13 protein-coding genes are annotated in these 16,198 nt (G+C 60.2%); 9 read left to right on the forward strand and 4 right to left on the reverse strand.

Going from position 1 to position 16,198, the window contains the following annotated elements:
- Positions 1–23 precede the first annotated feature (23 nt).
- The 4 genes from HMPREF2878_RS02220 to HMPREF2878_RS02235 all read left to right on the forward strand — a co-directional run bounded on the left by HMPREF2878_RS02220 (position 24) and on the right by HMPREF2878_RS02235 (position 6,929).
- A complete protein-coding gene (locus HMPREF2878_RS02220; RefSeq protein ID WP_049170271.1) occupies positions 24–1,037 on the forward strand; it encodes a DivIVA domain-containing protein in 1,014 nt (337 codons plus the stop codon).
- A 420-nt stretch (positions 1,038–1,457) separates the two neighbouring features.
- Positions 1,458–4,718, forward strand: a complete 3,261-nt coding sequence (gene ileS, locus HMPREF2878_RS02225) for an isoleucine--tRNA ligase (protein ID WP_083310800.1) — start codon at positions 1,458–1,460, stop codon at positions 4,716–4,718.
- 15 nt (positions 4,719–4,733) lie between these two features.
- On the forward strand, positions 4,734–6,200 hold the full coding sequence (locus tag HMPREF2878_RS02230; protein ID WP_049170273.1) for a DNA polymerase IV: 1,467 nt from the start codon (positions 4,734–4,736) through the stop codon (positions 6,198–6,200).
- Between the two features lie 66 nt (positions 6,201–6,266).
- Positions 6,267–6,929, forward strand: a complete 663-nt coding sequence (locus HMPREF2878_RS02235; protein WP_083310801.1) for a sugar O-acetyltransferase — start codon at positions 6,267–6,269, stop codon at positions 6,927–6,929.
- 1 nt (position 6,930) lies between these two features.
- Here HMPREF2878_RS02235 and HMPREF2878_RS02240 read toward each other — a convergent pair whose 3' ends face one another.
- Positions 6,931–7,908, reverse strand: coding sequence for an asparaginase (locus tag HMPREF2878_RS02240; protein ID WP_069359185.1), 978 nt, complete (start codon positions 7,906–7,908; stop codon positions 6,931–6,933).
- Positions 7,909–8,008: 100 nt separating this feature from the next.
- Between HMPREF2878_RS02240 and HMPREF2878_RS02245 the strand changes: the two genes are divergently transcribed.
- Positions 8,009–8,785, forward strand: a complete 777-nt coding sequence (locus HMPREF2878_RS02245; RefSeq protein ID WP_069359184.1) for a WKL family lipoprotein — start codon at positions 8,009–8,011, stop codon at positions 8,783–8,785.
- 170 nt (positions 8,786–8,955) lie between these two features.
- Here HMPREF2878_RS02245 and HMPREF2878_RS02250 read toward each other — a convergent pair whose 3' ends face one another.
- Entirely contained in the window at positions 8,956–9,984 is a 1,029-nt protein-coding gene (locus HMPREF2878_RS02250) for a hypothetical protein (RefSeq protein WP_242458677.1), read from the reverse strand.
- A gap of 90 nt (positions 9,985–10,074) precedes the next feature.
- Here HMPREF2878_RS02250 and lspA point away from each other — a divergent pair, with 90 nt between their 5' ends.
- From lspA to rarD, 4 genes are all read left to right on the forward strand, one after another.
- Positions 10,075–10,644, forward strand: a complete 570-nt coding sequence (gene lspA / locus HMPREF2878_RS02255; RefSeq protein ID WP_016422985.1) for a signal peptidase II — start codon at positions 10,075–10,077, stop codon at positions 10,642–10,644.
- Positions 10,645–10,712: 68 nt separating this feature from the next.
- Positions 10,713–11,624 (forward strand): RluA family pseudouridine synthase, encoded by a 912-nt coding sequence (locus HMPREF2878_RS02260; protein ID WP_042389388.1) that lies wholly within the window; start codon positions 10,713–10,715, stop codon positions 11,622–11,624.
- Positions 11,621–12,346 carry a hypothetical protein gene (locus tag HMPREF2878_RS02265; protein ID WP_048734791.1) on the forward strand — a complete coding sequence of 242 codons (726 nt, stop codon included), beginning with the start codon at positions 11,621–11,623 and terminating at the stop codon, positions 12,344–12,346. Before HMPREF2878_RS02260 ends, HMPREF2878_RS02265 begins: the two co-directional genes overlap by 4 nt.
- A gap of 123 nt (positions 12,347–12,469) precedes the next feature.
- On the forward strand, positions 12,470–13,438 hold the full coding sequence (gene rarD, locus HMPREF2878_RS02270; protein WP_049190448.1) for an EamA family transporter RarD: 969 nt from the start codon (positions 12,470–12,472) through the stop codon (positions 13,436–13,438).
- Here the strand turns inward: rarD and HMPREF2878_RS02275 are convergent.
- Both HMPREF2878_RS02275 and HMPREF2878_RS02280 read right to left on the reverse strand, forming a co-directional pair.
- On the reverse strand, positions 13,435–14,862 hold the full coding sequence (locus HMPREF2878_RS02275) for a D-arabinono-1,4-lactone oxidase (RefSeq protein WP_070652767.1): 1,428 nt from the start codon (positions 14,860–14,862) through the stop codon (positions 13,435–13,437). The two genes, rarD and HMPREF2878_RS02275, sit on opposite strands and share 4 nt — an antisense overlap.
- Positions 14,859–16,148: an alanine racemase gene (locus HMPREF2878_RS02280; RefSeq protein ID WP_070652768.1), complete on the reverse strand. Its 1,290-nt coding sequence runs from the start codon at positions 16,146–16,148 to the stop codon at positions 14,859–14,861. Before HMPREF2878_RS02280 ends, HMPREF2878_RS02275 begins: the two co-directional genes overlap by 4 nt.
- Between the last annotated feature and the right edge of the window lie 50 nt (positions 16,149–16,198).

Consider the following 16,198-nt stretch of genomic DNA (forward strand, 5'->3'; position numbering starts at 1 on the left):
TCAAAGTGTTAGGGGAACTCACCATGCCGTTGACTCCGGCTGATGTGCATAATGTGGCTTTCAGCAAGCCTCCGATTGGCAAGCGTGGTTACAACGAGGACGAGGTCGATCAGTTCCTCGACCTCGTGGAGGACGCACTGGGTGAGCTCCAGGATGAAAACGCTGAGCTGCGCCAGCGGGTTGAGGACCTTGAGGGTCAGCTAGAGCAGGGTGGCGGCGCAGACTACGCTGCTTCCGGTGCTGCCGCTGCGGCGCCGGCTGTCGATGAGGACAAGCTGCGCAAGGAAATTGAGCAGGAGCTGCGCGCTGAGTACAACGAGCGCCTGAGCGCTCAGCAGCAGGAGATTGAGGCTCACTACCAGGATCGTCTGGATGCTCTTGAGAAGCGTGCTTCTGAGGCAGAGGCTTCTGCACAGCAGGCTTCCTCCGCAGCTGCGGAGCAGCCGCAGGCAGTTGCAGCAAGCACCGGCACCGAGTCGCAGGAAGTTAGCCTCCGCGCTGCTCGTATCCTGCAGGCTGCTCAGGACACCGCTGATCGCGTCACCACTGACGCCGACGCTGAGGCCAACAAGCTTGTCACCGAGGCTCGTGAAAACGCTGACCGCACCGTGGCAGAGGCCAATGAAGAGGCCGAGCGCACTATCACCAACGCTCGCAATGAGGCAGAAGCAACTTTGGCTGATGCCAAGAAGCGCAGTGAGCAGCTGTTGGCTGATGCCCGTAACGAGTCTGAGTCGACCCTCACTGACGCTCGCCAGCGCAGCGAGCAGATGATCAGCGACGCAGACGCTCGCTCTAACGCCACCATCACCGCAGCGCAGCAGAAGGCAACCGCGCTGCAGGACGATGCAGAGCGCAAGCACCACGAGATCATGACCACCGTCAAGGAGCAGCAGACCGCTCTGGAGGGGCGCATCGAGGAGCTGCACATCTTCGAGCGCGAGTACCGCACTCGCCTGAAGACCTTCCTGGAGTCCCAGCTCGACGACCTGAACTCTCGCGAGTCGGCTGCCCCGGCCGACGGCTACAACAACTAATTACGTAGCCAACACGTAGAAAACCACCACGCTCGGCTCCCCAGGGAGGGGAGGCAGAGCGCGGTGGTTTTTGCTATCTTTCCCTGTGAACCAATCGCATTCTTTGTTCCGGTCAGGGTTGTAGTAGTTGCCTGAGACACTGCTATACTGACACCCATACGCGCAATGAGCCGGCCATCACCGGGGAGCGTTTCGGAAGAACAGTCCAGTAGAAAATGGGCCCAGTAGAACCGAACGGTTTGGCACCGTTACAAAGCCTTATTAAATAAGCGGGCTATCGCGTGAAGCCGCATGGTTCTTGTTCGCAAGAACCGTCGTAAAGCGTGATGCCAAGCGGGGTGGTACCGCGCGAGACTCCTTTTCAGCGTCACCAGTAACAACGCTGAAGGGGCTAGGCATGCGTCCCCGTGGTGAGTATTAATGATGTTCGACCACGGAAGTGACGTAGAAACGGTGTCTAATTCGAACGATGTAAATGCCTCTGCTGAGGCCACTCCGGCAGGTGGCGCGTATCCGCGCACTGCTGACTTTGGTAAGTACACCTCCAGCCCGAAGTTTCCGGAACTGGAGGAAAAGGTTCTGGAGTACTGGGGCAAGGACAGCACTTTCCAGGCCTCTATCGATCAGCGTAATGGTGCTGACGAATACGTCTTTTATGATGGCCCGCCGTTCGCCAACGGTCTACCGCACTACGGTCACCTGCTGACCGGTTACGTCAAGGACATTGTTCCGCGTTACAAGACCATGCGTGGCTACCAGGTTGGTCGCGTCTTTGGCTGGGACTGCCATGGTCTGCCGGCTGAGCTGGAGGCAGAGAAGCAGCTCGGTATTAAGGACAAGGGCCAGATCGAGGAAATGGGTCTGGCTAACTTCAACAAGTACTGCGCTGAGTCGGTGCTGCGGTACGCGGGCGAGTGGAAGGAATATGTCACTCGTCAAGCGCGTTGGGTTGATTTCGACGGCGGATACAAGACCATGGACATGAGTTACATGGAGTCCGTGATCTGGGCCTTCAAGGAGCTCTACAACAAGGGCCTGGTCTACCAGGGATTCCGCGTGCTGCCGTACTCCTGGGCAGAGCACACCCCGCTGTCCAACCAGGAGACCCGCCTGGATGACTCCTACAAGATGCGGCAGGACCCGACGCTGACCGTGACCTTCCCGTTCACCGGCGCCAAGGCAGGCTCGGCAGCGGAGAAGACGCTGGCGGATAACCCGGTGCTCGCTGACACTGCGGCTATCGCATGGACCACCACGCCGTGGACGCTGCCGTCCAACCTTGGTCTGGCCGTGAACCCGAAGGTCACCTACGCCGTAGTTAAGGTCGGCGAGGATTCCTCCGTGCCGGAGTTTGCAGGTAAGAACTTCCTGCTGGCAGAAGCACTGATTGGTGCCTACGCCAAGGAATTGGGCAAGGAACACGAGGTCGTGGCTACCTTCGCTGGTGCTGACCTGGAAGGTCTGACCTACCAGCCGATCTTCGACTACTTCGCAGATCACCCGAACGCTTTCCAGATCATGGTGGCCGACTATGTCACCACCGAGGACGGTACTGGTGTGGTCCACCAGGCGCCGGCCTTCGGTGAAGACGATATGAACACCTGTAATGAATACGGCATTGATGTCATCATTCCGGTGGACATGGACGGTAAGTTCACTTCGCAGGTGCCGGAGTACCAGGGCAAGTTGGTCTTTGACGCCAACAAGGACATCATCCGTGACCTGAAGGCCGCTGGCCGCGTCGTCCAGCACCGCACCATCGAGCACTCCTACCCGCACTCCTGGCGTTCGGGCGAGCCGCTGATCTACATGGCACTGCCGAGCTGGTTTGTGTCCGTTACCAAGATCCGCGAGCGCATGGTGGAGCTCAACCACAACGAGATTGAGTGGATGCCGGAGCACGTCCGCGACGGTCAGTTCGGCAAGTGGCTCGAGGGCGCACGTGACTGGAACATCTCCCGTACCCGCTACTGGGGATCGCCTATTCCGGTGTGGGTTTCCGACAACGACGAGTACCCGCGTGTCGACGTCTACGGTTCCCTCGATGAGCTGGAGGCGGACTTCGGCGTTCGCCCGACCACACTGCACCGCCCGGAGATTGACGAGCTGGTTCGCCCGAACCCGGACGACCCGACCGGTAAGTCCATGATGCGCCGCGTCCCGGATGTCTTGGATGTCTGGTTCGACTCCGGTTCCATGCCGTTTGCGCAGTTCCACTACCCGTTCGAGAACAAGGAGTGGTTCGAGTCCCACGCACCGGCCGACTTCATTGTGGAATACATCGGCCAGTCCCGCGGCTGGTTCTACCTGCTTCACGTCCTGTCGGTTGCACTGTTCGACCGCCCGGCGTTCAAGAAGGTCGTCGCCCACGGCATCGTGTTGGGCGATGACGGCAACAAGATGAGTAAGTCCAAGCGCAACTACCCGGACGTCAACGAGGTCTTCGACCGCGACGGCTCCGACGCTATGCGCTGGTTCCTCATGTCCAGCCCGATTCTGCGCGGCGGCAACCTGATTGTCACCGAGCAGGGCATTCGCGAGGGCGTGCGCCAGGCGCTGCTCCCGATGTGGAACGCATACTCGTTCCTGCAGCTCTACGCTTCCAAACCGGCCGAGTGGTCGGTAGACTCCGACATCATCCTGGACAAGTACATCCTGGCCAAGCTTGCAGCAACCGTCCGTGCTGTTACTGAGTGCCTGGACAACACTGACATTGCTTCTGCCACCGATGAGGTCCGTCAGTTCTGTGACGCACTGACCAACTGGTACGTGCGCCGCTCCCGCGACCGCTTCTGGGCCGGCGATGTCAAGCACCCAGAGGCCTTCAATACCTTGTACACGGTGCTGGAGGTTCTCACCCGCGTGGCTGCTCCGCTGCTGCCGATGGCCACCGAGGTCATCTGGCGCTCGCTCACTGGCGGCCGCTCGGTGCACTTGGAGGATTGGCCGGACGTCGACAAGCTGCCGACCGATGACGAACTCGTTGAGTCCATGGACATTGTCCGCAATGTCTGCTCGGCAACATCGCGCATCCGCAAGGCCAACCAGCTGCGTAACCGCCTGCCGCTGAAGAATCTGACCCTGGCATTCCCGGATGCCGAGCGTCTGCGTGAGTACACCGACATCGTTTCCTCCGAGGTCAACGTCGACAAGGTGGAGTTCACCTCCGACGTGGACTCGGTGGGACGATTCGAGGTCTCCGTCAACGCTCGCGTGGCCGGTCCGCGCCTGGGTAAGGACGTCCAGAAGGTCATTAAGGCTGTGAAGTCTGGCAACTACGAGGTTGTCGACGGCACGGTTGTCGCCGATGGTATTCCGCTGCAGGAGGGTGAGTACACCCGCAACCTGGTCGCGATCTCGCCAGATTCCACCGCTGAGGTCGACGGCGTCAATGGCCTGGTTGTGCTCGACACTGAGCTCGACGAGGACCTGGAGTCCCGCGGTTGGGCCGCTGACCGCATCCGTGGTCTGCAGGATGCCCGCAAGAACGCTGGCCTTGAGCTCACCGACCGCATTTCGGTGAAGTTGCAGGTGCCGGCCGAGCGTGAGGAGTGGGCCAACCGCCACGCTGACCTCATCGCCCGGGAAGTTCTCGCAACCGCTTTCGAGGTCGTCGCTGGCGGAGAGTCCCTGAGCTACGATGTGGCGGACGGCTGCTCGGCGGATATTGCCAAGCAGTAGGGGAGAGTAATCTCTATGCCGACTTCCGGGCGGTGGGTTCTGCACATCGACATGGACGCGTTCTTCGCGTCCGTCGAGCAGCTCACTCGCCCGACTCTGCGCGGGCGGCCAGTTCTCGTCGGCGGGCTGGGTGGTCGAGGTGTGGTCGCCGGTGCCTCCTATGAGGCCCGCGCGTACGGCGCGCACTCGGCTATGCCGATGGCTCGCGCACGTCGTCTCATGCCACCGACCGCAGTGACGGTCAGCGCGCGCAAGGGCATCTACGGGCCGGTGTCGCGCCGCGTGTTCTCTGTAATCCGCGAGCGCGTGCCCGTGGTCGAGCAGCTCAGCGTTGACGAGGCTTTCATGGAACCCGAAGAGCTTCAGGGAGCCTCGAAGGAGCAGGTCATTGCCTGGGCGGAGCAACTGCGGGCAGATATCCGGCGGGAGACCGGCTTGGCCTCGTCGATAGGCGCGGGCGCGGGCAAGCAGTTCGCGAAAATTGCGTCAGGCCTGGCGAAACCCGATGGCGTGTACGTGCTGGACCCCGCACGCAATCACGAGCTTCTACACCCATTGCCGGTAGAGAAGCTCTGGGGCATCGGCCCTGTCACCGCTGCAAAATTGCACACGCTGGGTGTGGAGACGATCGGTGATTTTGCCGCCATGTCCCAGCGCGATGTCGAGGTTTCGCTGACATCCAAAACCGGTGTGATGCTGTGGCAGCTGGCGCAGGGGACGGACGATCGGCCGGTTAAGGAGCGAGATGTCGCCAAGTCTGTATCGGCGGAGTACACCTATCCTGAGGATCTGGAGTCGCAGGCCCAGCTCCACGCCGCCATCGATCGCGCGGGTGAGTCCGCTTTTCGACGGCTCAAAAAAGATGGCCGTGGTGCTCGCACCATCACTTGCAAGGTGCGTCTGTCTGACCTGAGCATCCATACCCGATCTGAGACGCTCGCCTACGCCACACAGGATTTCGACACCCTCATGGCAGTGGCGCACCGAATCGCGTTCACGCCCGCGGAGGTCGGCCCAGTGCGACTGGTGGGCGTCGGTTTCTCCGGGCTGGATTCGCACATACAAGAAGTCCTGTTTCCTGAGCTCGACCGCGCTATCACCGTCGAAGATCGAGTGCCAGCACCTGCGCTTTCCGACGCTCCCGCCGGCCTGGTCGAGCTATCCGGAACCGGTGCGTTGCCGACCGTTCGGCTTTCCGATTCCAAGTGGGCACCTACCTCGGATGTGCACCACAGCGAGTATGGACATGGTTGGGTACAGGGTTCGGGGCACGGGATTGTGACCGTCCGCTTTGAAAGCCGCACCAGTGGCCCCGGGCGCATGATTACGCTGAAGGAAGACGACCCGGAGCTGCGCCCGTGCTCCGCGGTGTGCAGTTTGGACTGGCCGGAGTGGCTGGCATCCGACGAAGCAGCAGCTCTCGACTTGCCGCAACCTGAACGGGAAAGCGAAGACGAACTCGGCCCCGACGCGGATGCTTGATATGGCTGACTGCCTCGATGCCGTTCGCGGCGCTCTGTTTATGCGCTGTCCGTAAACTGGGGCACTATGACTACCGAATCCCGCATTGCAGAGCTCGAGGCAGCTCGCCGCGCCTCGTTGCGCAACACCGATCGAGATCCGAATCCGTCGACCACACTTCCCGACGACGGTCTGGATAACCGCCAGCGCATGCTGAACGGTCAGTGGTATATCGCCGATCATCCGGAATCACAGGCTCTGAACGTGCGAATTGGCCAGGTGGCCGCTGAATTTGAGGTCGCATTCCGCGAAGACCAGCAGGCAGCACAGCAAGTGCTAGCACCGGCACTGGGGTCTTTCGGAGAGAGCAGCACCGTTCGCCCGCCGATCTACCTGGACTACGGCGATAACATCCACATCGGCGACAACGTTTTCATCAACTTTGGGCTCACCGCACTTGACGTGGTGAAGGTGACAATCTGCGACTATGCGCAGCTCGGGCCCAACGTACAGCTGCTTCCACCAGTACACCCACTGGGAGCTGAGGCCCGCGCCGCTTATCTAGAGTCTGGAGATGAAATCATCATCGGACGCAATGCCTGGATCGGTGGCGGAGCCATCATCCTGGGCGGTGTTCACGTCGGCGACAATTCTGTGGTCGCCGCGGGTGCCGTGGTGACTAAGGACGTTCCCGCGGGCGTAGTTGTGGCTGGAAACCCGGCGAAAATCATCCGCATCATCGAGGCGTGAATTAGAACAGCGTCTGCGGATGCACATTCGCAGCCAGCGCGGCGGCGAGAATGATGCGCGCCTGCGGTGCATGCACGCAACCAGCGCTAATCACACCGTGCCGAGCCAGCGTCGCACCGCCACCGGCACCGCCGTAGGCGGCGTGGACATCACCGCGCGGAACGCGCGTTGCCATCACGACGGTCACATCAGCCGCAATGGCCCGGTCAATGGCAGCGGCAAACTCATCGGAGACATTGCCCGACCCCAGGCCCTCTACGACAATGCCGCGTGCACCGGCGGCGACTGCCGAATCCAGCAGTGATCCATCTGCACCCAAGTAGGCGGGGATAATCTCTACCTTCGAGCCCGCCAAAGCCGCCAGAGGCAGCGGATCTGGACGAACCGGCTCCTCCGGTGCATTAGTGGCAAAAGCCAAAGGATCGGTTGTGTGCCACTTCGTCGCACCTCGTACCGGCAAGACTGCGTGGCCAAAGACAATAAGAACGCCAATTCCCTGCGCAGAGGCATCGGAAGCAATGGTCACGGCCTCAAAGAGGTTCCCCGGTCCGTCGGTTTCCGGATGATCATAGGGAAGTTGTGCACCAGTAAAGACAACCGGACGCGAGTCAGCATGGAAAATATCGGCAGCCATGGCCGTTTCCTCCATCGTGTCCGTGCCATGAGTTACGACGACACCGTCCACGGAGTCGTCATCAAGCACTTCGTGAATAGCGGCGAGAACACGGTCAACGTCGGTGAACGCGAGATTCGACGAGTCCAGCATCCCGAGCTCACGAACCTCCAGCTCTAACATGCCCTCTGGATAACGCTGCGCGACCGCTGCGACGAGCTCCGTGCCCGAGATGGTCGGGGTTAGCGCACCGCTGCGGTCCGTGGTGCAGGCGATGGTGCCGCCGGTGGTGATGACAACGATTCGGCGAGGGGAGACCGTGCTAGACGAGGCCGAGCTAGCCGGGGAATGATCCTGAGTCGACATGTCCACCATCTTACCTAGGCGATGTTTTGGCCTTGTGTAGGATTATGGAAGGCGTGAAGCCAGCGAATCTTCATGCAGATTTTATTGGAGTAGTGCACATATGAAAGTCCCCTGCAACCAGCGCGTTAGCGGAATGCGTTGGCGCACAGCGCGTGGTGTGACAGTAGCGGCGATTGTCTCGGTCAGCGCACTTGGGCTCGCTGCCTGCGGTGGCGGCAATACTGCAGCGCCGACGACTGAATCGAAGACATCCAGCTCGGCGGAACCCGTCATCATGCTGCCGACGCGCGCAGAGCTTAACGACGTCCTCGCACGCCTTATCAACCCCGATTTACCTATCGAGGAAAAGGCGCTGACCATCGAGGACGGAGATACTGCCGGCGATTTCTTCGACATTGTCACCAATAGTGCCAATGAGCAGGAAATCAGCTTTGATGTCATTGATCCGATCACGCCCGGCTTCACGACGAAGCAGGCCGTAGCCGGTGTCAATATCCTCCGCCCGGAGGAAGATCCGATGCTCGTGGATCAGGTGGACTTCATTTACAGGGATGGCCGTTGGATGCTGAGCAAGGAATGGGCCTGCAACCTGGCATCGACGCTTGATCCGGAGCACAAGCCTGGGTTCTGCCTCGCGCCGGGCGAAACCCCTCCGCCGCCGCCTGAGCCGGAGGAAGAAGCCCCAGTTGAAGAGGCTCCGGTTGAGGAGGCCCCAGCACCGGTCGAGGAGCCAGCCCCGGCTCCGGCGCCCGAACCACCCGCTGAGGAAGTTCCGCCTCCTGCACCTGAACCGCCGGCTGAGGAGGTCCCGCCTCCTGCGCCGGCCCCGGCTCCGGCTCCGGCGGAGGACGCGCCTCCTCCGCCTCCACCGGCTTAGGCGCCGTCGGGCCAGGTATCACAGCCTAGTCCGGTCGGGTGCACTGGGCAGACAAAAGAAAGTGTCTAGGTTTATGACAGTTCCGCCCATTTTTTGGGAAGAAAAGTGACATAAACCTAGACACTTTCTCGTCTTCTAACCTTGCGCTGGCCAGAGCTATTTCTTCTGGGCTACTTCTTCGACCCGCTGCCGTCCTTAAACTCCAGCCCGCGGTGCGTCTGCTGAGTGATGCGCACATCGGAGTTGCCGTCGCCGTAGGTCACGGAGGTCACAAAGTCGATGTTGCCCTTCATCGGAAGCGGCTTAGTCAGGTCGATGGTGACGCGGTCGGCAAGCATGTCAGTCGTGGCCTCGACAACCTTCAGTGCACCCTCGCCGCCAGTGTCCAACTCGGTGACTGTCGGAACCTGCTTGACATCGACCTTCAAATTAACAATGTCGCCCGCACGGCTGAGCAGGGTATAGGTCACTTTCTGCGTCATCGTGGTCTGGCCTTCGACCTCGCTTTCGACCGTCCAGGTCGCATCCTTTCCGATGTCCTCGGAGGGGAAGACGATAGGTACGGAATGCAGCTGCTGCAGCGCCATCTCCACGCCAGCGCGAGCGGTGTCGGTCGCCTTCTCCGGCGCTCCCAGTTTGAGTTCCTTGACCTCACCAGTGGCCGTTGTTGACCAATCAGAGATGAAGCCCTGCGCGGTCGCGATATCCTCATTCAGCTCATCGTTGGAGCCGTGGGGTTTACCCACCTCTGACGTCACCACACGAGTATCGTCATCGCTGGTAACAGTACTAGTCAGGGGGATTTCCAGGCGGGTGTCCGGGAAGGTCTGGTCGCTATCGGCGTTTCCGCCACGCTGCGCGAAGCCCTGCGTCACCGCCACGGTCGACTCCTGCTCTGCACCGTCGTCCTTCCAGCGCACGCTCGCCAGCTCACCGCTACCAGCACTGGTCAATTCGACCTTGGGTTGTGCAACGTCCACGGGTTGCGTTTCCACCGAGCTTTCCGACGAGCACGCGGCCAATGACACCATAGTGGTAGCGGCAACAACAGCGGTGCCGACCCTCGCCAGCAGGCCATGCTTGGTGTGACCAGGCTGGTCGCTGCGGCTAGGTCGACGGAACCACGAGGAGGTGGTGTCTCCTGCACGTCGTAAAGCAGTGGAGGCCGGAACAAACTGAGATTGGAAACGTCGAGTCACACCGGTTAGCGTACCGGTTTCGCGGTGGATAGGAACCACCCGGGCGGTGTCAGTTGGCTGAATATGGGTTTGTTAGGCCATTATGGGACAGTGACTAAGAAGGAAACGAGGACATATTTCCCGCGGCGGGGGATTCTCGCTGCGGTTATTGTGTCAGTTGCGATTATCGATCAGCTGACCAAGATTATCGCTTTGAAGACTCTCGATGGCCGTCCTGCGGTGCAGGTCATTGGCGATCTCTTCGAGTTGCGGCTCGTTTTTAACCCCGGTGCAGCCTTTTCCTTTGGCACGAACGCCACCTGGGTTTTTACTACGTTGCAGCTGGTTTACATCCTGGCTGTGATGTGCTTTTCCCATTGGTTGCGCAGTCCTATATCGGCGACTGCGGCGGGGCTTATTGCTGGTGGTGCGCTGGGCAACCTCATCGATAGGCTGTTTCGGGAACCCGGTTTCTACGTCGGCCACGTCGTCGATTTCCTGTCGGTTAAGGGTTTTGCCGTATTTAATATCGCGGACTCCGCGATTACAGTGGGCGTTATTATCCTCGTTATCTGGATGGTTTTTTCCAAGGAGCCGGATCTCTTCGCTGATCAGATTGCAGCGGAGAAGAAATCTTCCCAGACGGATCAGAAGCAGTCGGCGGAGGGAGGACAGCAGTGAACGACAATGCAGTAAATACCGGTGCAGCACTCGGGGGAGCGCACCAGCCCGACCGAGAAACCCGGCAGATGCCCGTTCCACCGGGCTTGGCCGGTATGCGGGTAGACGCCGGTGTGGCTAAGTTGCTGGGGCTCTCGCGCACAGCGGTGGCTGATTTGGCAGCGGCCGGGGACATCACGGTCGATGGCGTGAGCGTTGGTAAGTCCGACCGATTGGAAGAAAACGCTTTCCTCTCTGTGTTGTTGCCGCCGGTGGAAAAGCCATTGGTTCCCAAAGAGGAACTCGTCGAGGGCATGGACGTGCTCTACCACGACTCCGATTTGGTGGCTGTTCACAAGCCTGTCGGTGTGGCCGCACATCCGTCGGTCGGTTGGGAAGGCCCAACGGTTATCGGCGGACTGGCGGCTGCTGGTTTCCGCATTTCTACCTCCGGTCCGCCCGAGCGAAAAGGCATCGTGCATCGCCTCGATGTTGGCACCTCTGGCGTGATGGTTGTCGCCTGCTCCGAACGGGGCTACTCCGTGCTCAAGCGGGCGTTCAAAAACCGTGAGGTGTCCAAGACCTATCACGCTCTGGTTCAGGGGCATCCGGATCCGCTGTCGGGGACAATTGATGCGCCGATTGGCCGTCATCCTTCGGCGGGTTGGCGCTTTGCCGTCCGCCAGGATGGCAAGCATGCTGTGACGCACTACGAAACGCTTGAGGCCTTCGCCCCAGCAACGCTGCTGAAGGTGAATCTAGAGACTGGGCGCACGCACCAGATTCGCGTGCACTTCTCTGCGCTGAATCACCCATGCTGCGGCGATCCCATGTACGGTTCCGATCCGGCATTGGCCAAGCGCCTGGGGCTCAACCGCCAGTGGCTTCACGCGGTCTCGCTTGGTTTCCACCATCCGGCAGATGGGCGCTGGATGGAAATCGAATGTCCATACCCAGATGATTTGAACCACGCATTGGAAGTTTTGAGGCAGAGCGCATGACGCAGACCCCATCGGGATCCAAGAACCCACCACGCCGTGAAACTCGTGCGAAAAGCACTGGTGACGGCAGTATTTCGCCAGTGATGGCACTGATCTCTGGTTTCTGTGTTGTCATATTGGTGATTGTTTTAGCAGTCGCTTCGACTTCCGATCGGGTAAGCAAGCCGCAAAATCTCAACGGCGATGCGCTCGGCCCGGACCCGTGGGAAGCAACCGAGCAGTACGTAGAGCGTGCCGACGAGTCCCTCGCGAATATGAAGAAAGAGGACTACCGGCTAAAGACCGGCCAGCCAGTCGTGGAGGACCCGAAGTTCTGGGCGATGGTGACTTTTGACCGGCTGCTCGATGCGCAAGAAGCGGCACAGGTCTATGAAAAAGAGCCCTCTCTGCGAGTGTCGACTGCAATCATCGGCGGTGTGAGCACCCGGTATTTGCCGCAGCCGAGTAAAACAGCGAGCGAAGAAAAGCTGCTGCAAGATCAGCTGGAGTTAGCAGCTGCTTACGCAGACGTCGCGATTGACGACGAACGGCTCGGCTTCAACGGGTTACTGGTCTATGGTGACGCTGAATCGTTGATGGATGTCAAGAAAATGCCCGATGTGAAAGCTGTCGAGGCGCTGCCATCAGATGCGGCGCGTGGCCGTTTTGGTATTCGCCCGGTGCTGAGTTCCGGCTTCACGGATAAAGATCCGCTCTTTGCGCCGGGGCTGAGCCAGAACTAAGCGGTCAGAACTAATAGAAGCCAGAACTGAGTGCCCAAATCCAAACGACTAGGATGAAGCGGCTAGAACTCTGCCGCCAGTACGCAGTCAGTTTCAACGAGAACGAAAAGGAGTCAGTCAACAGTGATTCAGGCATTCGGTGCGTACCTTTTGTGGGCGCTGTTTCCGCTCTATTTCCCCTTGCTGGAACCAGCAGGGGCCGTAGAGATTTTGGCGCACCGATTCGTCTGGACCCTTGTCTTTATGGTCATTGCCCTCAGCTTCATGCGCGCATGGCCAGAGCTGAAGGCCGCGAGTGCCAAGACCTGGGGCACTATTTTTATTGCCGCACTGTTGATCTCCGTCAACTGGGGTGTGTACGTCTACCTGGTCAACAATGGGCAGGTGGCGGAGGCCGCGCTCGGCTACTTCATCAACCCGCTGGTCAGCGTTTTGTTGGCGATGATTTTCTTCCGTGAAAGCATCTCGCGGTTGCAGCTCGGCAGTGTCATCCTGGCAACCATTGCGGTCATTGTTCTCACAATTGGTGTGGGACATCCGCCGTTGGGTGCGCTGGCGCTGGCGTTCAGTTTCGGTTTTTACGGACTAATGAAGAAGCGGGTATCGCTTTCCTCCGCAGCTTCGCTGACGGCCGAGTCCGCCGTAATCACACCGATTGCGCTGGCATACATCCTCTGGTTGACCTACAACGGACAGAGCACCTTTACCTCCGAAGGAACTGGTCACGTGCTGCTCATGATGAGCGCCGGTGTTGCTACCGCCATTCCGTTGCTTCTCTTCGGCGAAGGTGCCAAACGCCTGCCGCTGGCCACCTTGGGCCTGATGCAGTACCTGACTCCAGTTCTCCAAATCACCCTGGCAGTCACTGTGCTGGGCGAGCAGCTCGAACCGGAGCGCTGGATCGGATTCTTCATCATCTGGGGTGCCGTCGCGCTGTTCATCTGCGACCTCATCCTGAAGATGCGCCGGCAGCGTCGGGTACGCCGGGAACTCCACAAGGCCGGTGTTGAACCGGCCGCGGTTTCCGACGATGCCGCCGACCAGACGGATGGGGCGGTTACCCGGGACGTCGTAAAGCCGGCAGATAATTAGCAGAAAAGTTCGCGCAGGTGCTCGTTGAGGAAGATTCCCTGCGGGTCGACCTTTTCCCGTAGTGCCTGGACCTCGCCGAACAGCGGATAACGTTCCGCGAAATCCTCCGCGCGAAGCGTGTGCAATTTGCCCCAGTGCGGGCGACCTTCGTGGGCCTTGAAAATCGGCTCGATGAGGTTGAAGTACTCTCGGTAATTTTCCTTCCAGTAGCGGTGGATGGCGATGTAGGCACTGTCGCGACCGTACGCAGTGGACAGGGCCACATCATCGGCTTTCGCGGAGCGCACCTCGATGGGGAAGGAGACTTTCATCCTCTTGCGGGCAATCGCGTCGCGGATTTCCCCGAGGACATCGGAAGCGGCCTCGAGCGGGACGGAGTACTCCATCTCGGAGAAACGCACTCGGCGCGGCGAGACAAAGACCTTGTGCGCCTCATTGGAGTAGCTGCGCTCTGGCACGGTGTTGGTGGCAATCCGGTTGATGGTATCGGTCGTAGCGGGAATGGCCTTAGCAATCTCGCAGCACGCCAAGAGTCCCATGTTGTTGACGACTTCGTCGTTAAGATACGTACGCGCGCTGCCCAGGCGCTGCTTCAGGCTATTGCGGCTCGGGCGGCGGTGGCGCTGCGGTTCAATGCGAGTATTGTGCTTGACCAGCGTCTCGCGCTGTCCCGGGAACCAGAAAAACTCCAGGTGGTCAGCTTCTTTGCAGCGCTCGGCGAAACTCTTGCGCAGGGAATCAAACTCTTCGCGGTGCTCGTCGGCGTGCAGATCAAACGCTGGCACGACGGACATCGTGACCTCCGTAAGCACGCCGAAGACACCCAGTCCCAGCCGTCCGAAGCGGTAGAGCTCGCCGTCGATTCCCTCAGCGTCCGGATGGCAGTGCCTGACGACGCCATCCGCGGTGACAATCTTGAATCCTTTCACGGTGCCTGCGAAGCCGGTGAATCCAAGCCCGGTGCCGTGTGTGCCAGTAGAGATAGCACCGGCCAGCGACTGCGGATCGACATCGCCCTGGTTGGGAAGTGCCCAACCGAGCGGGCGCAGAATACCTGGAGTGTCGCGCAAGCGAGTGCCGGCACGCAGCGTGGCGGTCTGGTTGGCGGCGTCGAGTTCGACCAGACCAGAGCAGCGATCGAGTTGAATGCGGTGCCCATCGGTGGTGGCCACGGAAGTAAAAGAATGACCGGCCCCCAGCGGGCGCACCGTAGTTCCTTCGGTCTTCGCCGCTTTAATTACCGAGATAACGCCCTCATCATCGTGCGGCTGATGAGTGTAGGACGGGGTGCACGATTGCGTGTGCGCCCAATTGCTCCAATGCGAGTTGGCGACGGCTTTCGCCTGCGCACGCCGACGTACGCGTGGTACTCGGGACTCAACTGTAGAGACTGTGAAGCGGGCGTTGTTGTGTGAATTGCTCATGTGAAGATCAATCCCTTTCCTCGGTACGTGGGCCAGTGGGTGATGATGGTGCCATCTCGAACTGCAATGACTTCTTGTGTGTGCTCGGCTATTTCGCCGGCCTTGGCGTGGCGGAACCACACGGGATCTCCCAGCGAAATTGCGTCGGCGGTCTTGCCGAGCAGCGGAGTCTGCACCTCACCTGGTCCTTCCTCCGCCGCGTAGCGCAGGCCAGTGGGGTACCAGGGGGTTGGCAGCCGGTCAGCTCCCGCCGGTCCAGAGGCAATTCGACCACCGCCGGACACCGTGACCACGCCCTTCTTAGGACGTCGCGTCGCCGGCAACACAAACCAGGACGCCGGGCGCAGATTGAATGCGCGATAGTTATCGAAGAGGGTTGGTGCCAGGAATCCCGACCCCGCCGCTGCCTCGGTGACTGCGGCCTCGGCGCACGTCGACTCCAGCGACCCCGTGCCACCACCGTTGACAAACTCCAGCGGCCCCGCCACTTTCTCGACTGCAGTGACAACCTTCTCGCGGCGCTTTGCCAATTCCTTCTTTGAGACGGCCTGCATCACTCGAATTGCGCGCGCACGCAGAGAGTTTCCGGCATCGCCCACTCCGGCAATGTGCCCCTCATACATCATGATTCCCGCCAGCTGCAGCTCCGGGCGGGCAATAATCTGCTTGGCAAACGCCGCTGCCTGCTTCGGTGAGAACAGACTGGAGCGCAGCGTACCGATATGCACGCCGGGGAGGGGACGAAAGGATGCGTCGACGTCCATGCACACGCGGATTGGCGCATTTTCGCTTGCCGACGACGCCAGCGCCTCCAGATGCTCGGGACGGTCAACCATGACGCAGATGGCGGCACGCGCTGCATCATCGTCGGCAAGCTCTGAGATAGCGCGGGCGTCAAGTGTTGGGTAGGCGACGACGATGTCGTCGCTAATGCCTTCTCGGAATAGGTACAGCGCCTCTGCCAGCGAATATGCCAGCACGCCCTGGAAACCGGGGAAGGCCAGGACGTGCGAAATAAGCTGTGGAATGCGAATCGATTTCGAGGCCACGCGGATAGGCATCCCGTTTGCACGGCGGAGCATATCGCGGGCATTGGCTTCGACCGCCGCGAGGTCGACGACGACTGCAGGAAGGGAAGTGCAGTTAAGCAGCGTGTCGGTAGCTAGTGGCGGGCGGGCTGTCTGGGGCGTCTGTGGCGACAGCGCTTCAGGCAGGTGAGACATCGATGTCGGAGCCGGGCGGGATGTGTCCGAGGACTCCGGGGCAGAAGCTCGAGAAAGTTTCATGCCCTAAAACGTAATCATTGAAAACCTGTACTGTCTTTGATTTTGAAAAG

Origin of the sequence: Corynebacterium sp. HMSC065H09 (genome assembly GCF_001812845.1) — a bacterium.
In the GTDB taxonomy this organism is placed as follows: domain Bacteria; phylum Actinomycetota; class Actinomycetes; order Mycobacteriales; family Mycobacteriaceae; genus Corynebacterium; species Corynebacterium jeikeium_D.